Raw genomic sequence first — 3936 nt, 5'->3', positions numbered from 1 at the left:
TAGACCCGGCCGTCGATGTCCTTGACCTCGTGAGCCGTGACCTCTATGTACAGCGTGGCGTAGTGCGCTTCGTGCGCACCCGCCAGCCGCGATGGATCTACGCGCCTCATGTATATGAGTGTCGCTCGTCGCGCGCCAATTGTGCCATACCGGACAAAAAGGTCTTCGTGTTCTGCATCTCATCCCGCCGGTACCGTCCATCAGCGTCGGTTCGGCAACGTCAGCGGCGCCCGTCGCTCCGTCGTCGGAGTGCACCGTGATCCAGATTCCTTGACACGGGGCACTCACCGACCACGACGCGAGCATTAACCGAACAGGTTGAGCTCGATGGCTATGTCCTGTGAGGTCTTGAGCAATGAACGTGCCGCGGGGACCGCACCGGCGACGTCCATGTCCGTCACTCGATTGTCCCTCCATGTGGGGTCGCCGAGCTCCAGAAGGCGCTGGCGCAGCAGTTCGACCTGCCTGAACTGCGGACCGAACTGAGCGACGGTCGCCTGACCGATCACGTCCGCGCGGCTGCCGGCGGCGGCCCGAAGGCCCTGCGCCGCCAGCAGGCCGGTGGCGATGCTCTTGACCGCCTGACCCACCAGCACGAACGCCGATCCAGGCGAGGACGTCGTGACCTCCTCGGCCGAGGTGAGATGCGCGTCGGCGGCCTCGAAGTAGGGCCGGGCGTCCGCGGTGTCGCCACTGAAGAGCTCGAGTTGCCCGTTGTCCAGCAGCTTCGTGATCTCATCAGCGCCGGTGGTCCAGGCGTCCGCCGCGGGCGGAAGCACATTCAGGGCGGAATGCGTGACGACCTGGACCACCGGACGTCGGCGGCGCTGCGAAGGGACGCGCGCTGCGGGCTTGGTCCCGACGCCGGCGCTGGAACCCGATGCGGCGCCGTCGGTGCGCGGGGGAGCGGGAACGACGCTGTAGGTGACGGGCCGATGCAGACGCGACGTGGACCGGCCGCCCGCTGCGGCGAGGTCCTCGTCGCTCATCGTCTCGGTCCGGCGGGGCGTGACCCTGACCTGGATGGACTCGGGCTCGGGTCCGATGAGGCCGGCGAAACGTTCGGCCCAGGTGCCGACGAGGGCGATGCGGCCGATCCCCGGCACCCGGCCGAACTCCTCACAGATCACCTGTGGCACCCCGTAGGTCACCCGGATCAACTCGGTCAAGGGCCCCAGGATCGGCTCGTCGGTGGCGGCGCGGATCAGGCGGATGGCGCCGTCGTACCGGGTATAGAGGATGCCGGACTCCTGCAGCAGCTTGCTCTCCTTGGAGACCGACGCCAGGGATCCGCCGGCCTGTTCGGCAAGCTCCGAGAGACTGAATGCACGATGCGGATTGAGCAGTGTCGCGGCCAGGATCCCCGCCTGTACCCGGGAGCGGAATACGGGGAGCAGCGCGGGCGTGCCCTGCGAGCGCCGGACGGTGTGGGAGCCGTTGGGCGAGCTCGCGGTGACCATGGCATGGCCGAGGCGGTTCTGCCGACGCGCGGTCTCGGCACCCGCATCGAGCTGCTCGGTCGAGACCTCGAGTACGGCTGCTAGCCACTGCCGCCACTCACTACGGGGAACCTGGCTACCGCGCTCCCAACGAGCGACGCGGTCCCTGCCCATTGTGGTCTTGCCGGACACGGCGGCTAACTGATCCGCGAGAACATACTGACTCAGACCGAGGCGTTGTCGCGCCGAGCGGATGATCTGACCGATGGGTTGGTCGACGGCTGTGGACATATATGTGACCCCCTTCGTTCCACCTGCTCCGCCGCGAAAACGGATGTCCGTGACGGAGTCTCCGGGGTTGACATTACGGCCGAAACGGACACGGTGTGAGTGCGCTACGCGACGGTGGTGGTCCACTTTGCGAAGAGAGCCCGCACGTACCTGTCTGGTTCATGACACGGGGATGAACAGCGGGTTCATAGATGTTGTCGAGCGTTTCAGAACCAGCCAGATAAACGCGAGCCCCGTGATCATCAACGGTGAGACATATGATCACGGGTCTAACCGTTGATGATCATGGGGGTGCTCCACGAGACAATCGGCATAACGATGGGTGGAGAAGCCACCCGTCACATGAGTCTGGAGGAGCGTTGACGGACATCACCGCGAAAGGTCAGTCGGGTGAGGGCCATCGTGTCTGGCACGTGCCGGACTGTTTCCTGCCGAGCCGATCGGTCGGAGAGCATCCCAGTCACGAGGCGTTCTGCGTGCTCAACGTGTCGGACGAGGAGGCGCGGATCGAGCTGACGTTCTACTTCGCCGACCGGGAACCACTGTATTCGCAGGTCACCGTGGACGCGCGGCGTAACGTGCACTTCCGCACCGACCGGCCGGGGATGGTGGGCACGCATTTGCCGGCCGACGTGCCGTACGGCTGCCGGCTCCAGAGCTCCGTGCCGGTGACCGTCCAGTACAGCCGCCTGGATGCCCAGGACGGCTACGAGCTGATGACCACGAGCGCGGTGCCGGTCGCCTAGGACGGTCTGTGCGTTGATGACCAGCGCAGCCGTCATGTGAGACTGGACTGGTGAGCGCAGGTGAGCAGGCCACGGATACTCCGATCGTGGCGGTGGTAGGACCGACGGCGGCGGGCAAGAGCGATCTGGCGATCGAGCTTGCCCTGATGCTTGGGGGAGAAGTCGTCAACGCGGACTCCATGCAGGTGTACCGCGGGATGGACATCGGTACGGCCAAGGTGCCACCGGACGAACGACGCGGCGTGGTGCACCACCTGCTGGATGTGATGGACGTGACCGAGGCGGCTACCGTCGCGGAGTTCCAGCGGATGGCTCGCGCCGCCGTTCTCGACTGCCGGCGCCGCGACGTGACCCCGGTCGTCGTCGGCGGAAGTGCGCTCTACGTGCGCGCGATCCTGGACCGATTCGAGTTCCCCGGCACCGACGCCGCCGTACGGGCTCGCCTGGAGGAGGAGCTCGCCGCGCATGGCTCCGCCCGCCTCCACGCGGTCCTGGCCGAGCGGGATCCGGATGCCGCCGCGGCGATCCTTCCGAGCAACGGCCGGCGCATCGTCCGGGCGCTCGAGGTCATCGAGCTGACCGGGCGGCCCTTCACGGCGTCGTTGCCGCCACGGGAGTACGCCTACGACGACGTGGTGCAGATCGGGCTTGATGTGCCACGTCCACAGCTCGATGAGCGCATCGGACGGCGGGTGGACATGATGTGGGAGTCGGGACTGGTCGACGAGGTGCGTCGTCTGGAAGCAGGCGGGTTGCGCAAAGGGCGCACAGCGTCGCGTGCGTTGGGCTACGCCCAGGTCCTGTCGTTTCTCGCGGGCGAATGCACGGAGGACGAAGCCCGCGAGGAGACGGTGCGGGCGACGCGGCGGTTCGCCCGCCGGCAGGACTCGTGGTTCCGCAAGGACGAGCGGATCGCCTGGATACCGTTCGACGCCGCCGACCTGGGCCCTCAGGCTCTCGACGAGGTCCGCCGGCGTTAGGAGGCCGCGGCCCACCTGCATCACATATGGTTGATGGTCTGGCACCTCGACCATGATCATGAACAGTAACCGTTCACATAGCACGGTTACTGTTCATGATCATGGCTGGAACGCGGTGGGGACGAGTGAGGAGCGACGAGCAGCGATGAGCACCCACGTGGAGTTCGTCAAAGGGCACGGCACGGAGAATGACTTCGTCTTGGTGCCGGATCCCGGCGGTGACCTCGGCGACGTGCTCGATGCCACGACCGTGCGCAGGCTCACCGATCACTATGCGGGCATCGGTGCCGACGGCCTGATCCGGGTGGTGCCCGCCTCGCACGTCGACGAGGTCGCCGATCAGGCCGTCGAGGGCGAGTGGTTCATGGACTACCGCAACGCCGACGGCTCGGTCGCCGAGATGTGCGGTAACGGTGTCCGCGTCATGGCGCGCTACCTGTTCGACGAGGGTATGGTCGACGGCTCGACGCTGACACTGGC

The 3936-nt window shown here is 66.6% G+C and carries 3 protein-coding genes and 1 pseudogene; 3 read left to right on the top strand and 1 reads right to left on the bottom strand.

From position 1 onward, the window contains the following. Positions 1-305: 305 nt before the first annotated feature. Positions 306-1730 carry a helix-turn-helix domain-containing protein gene (locus ELR45_RS03180; RefSeq protein ID WP_129663306.1) on the bottom strand — a complete coding sequence of 475 codons (1425 nt, stop codon included), beginning with the start codon at positions 1728-1730 and terminating at the stop codon, positions 306-308. 359 nt (positions 1731-2089) lie between these two features. On the opposite strand from ELR45_RS03180, the gene ELR45_RS03175 reads away from it, so the two are divergent. The 3 genes and pseudogenes from ELR45_RS03175 to ELR45_RS03165 form a co-directional block, all read left to right on the top strand. Then, complete coding sequence (locus ELR45_RS03175; RefSeq protein ID WP_205855758.1) at positions 2090-2476, top strand: sensory rhodopsin transducer; 387 nt, start codon at positions 2090-2092, stop codon at positions 2474-2476. 50 nt (positions 2477-2526) lie between these two features. Further along, entirely contained in the window at positions 2527-3456 is a 930-nt protein-coding gene (miaA, locus tag ELR45_RS03170) for a tRNA (adenosine(37)-N6)-dimethylallyltransferase MiaA (protein ID WP_205855757.1), read from the top strand. Positions 3457-3601: 145 nt separating this feature from the next. Further along, positions 3602-3936: pseudogene (locus ELR45_RS03165) on the top strand (diaminopimelate epimerase); the annotation flags it as partial.

Origin of the sequence: Phytoactinopolyspora endophytica, assembly GCF_004138495.1 — a bacterium.
GTDB lineage: Bacteria > Actinomycetota > Actinomycetes > Jiangellales > Jiangellaceae > Phytoactinopolyspora > Phytoactinopolyspora endophytica.
The sequence above is the reverse complement of the archived record's forward strand: the minus strand, read 5'-3'. Positions and strand labels throughout refer to the sequence as shown.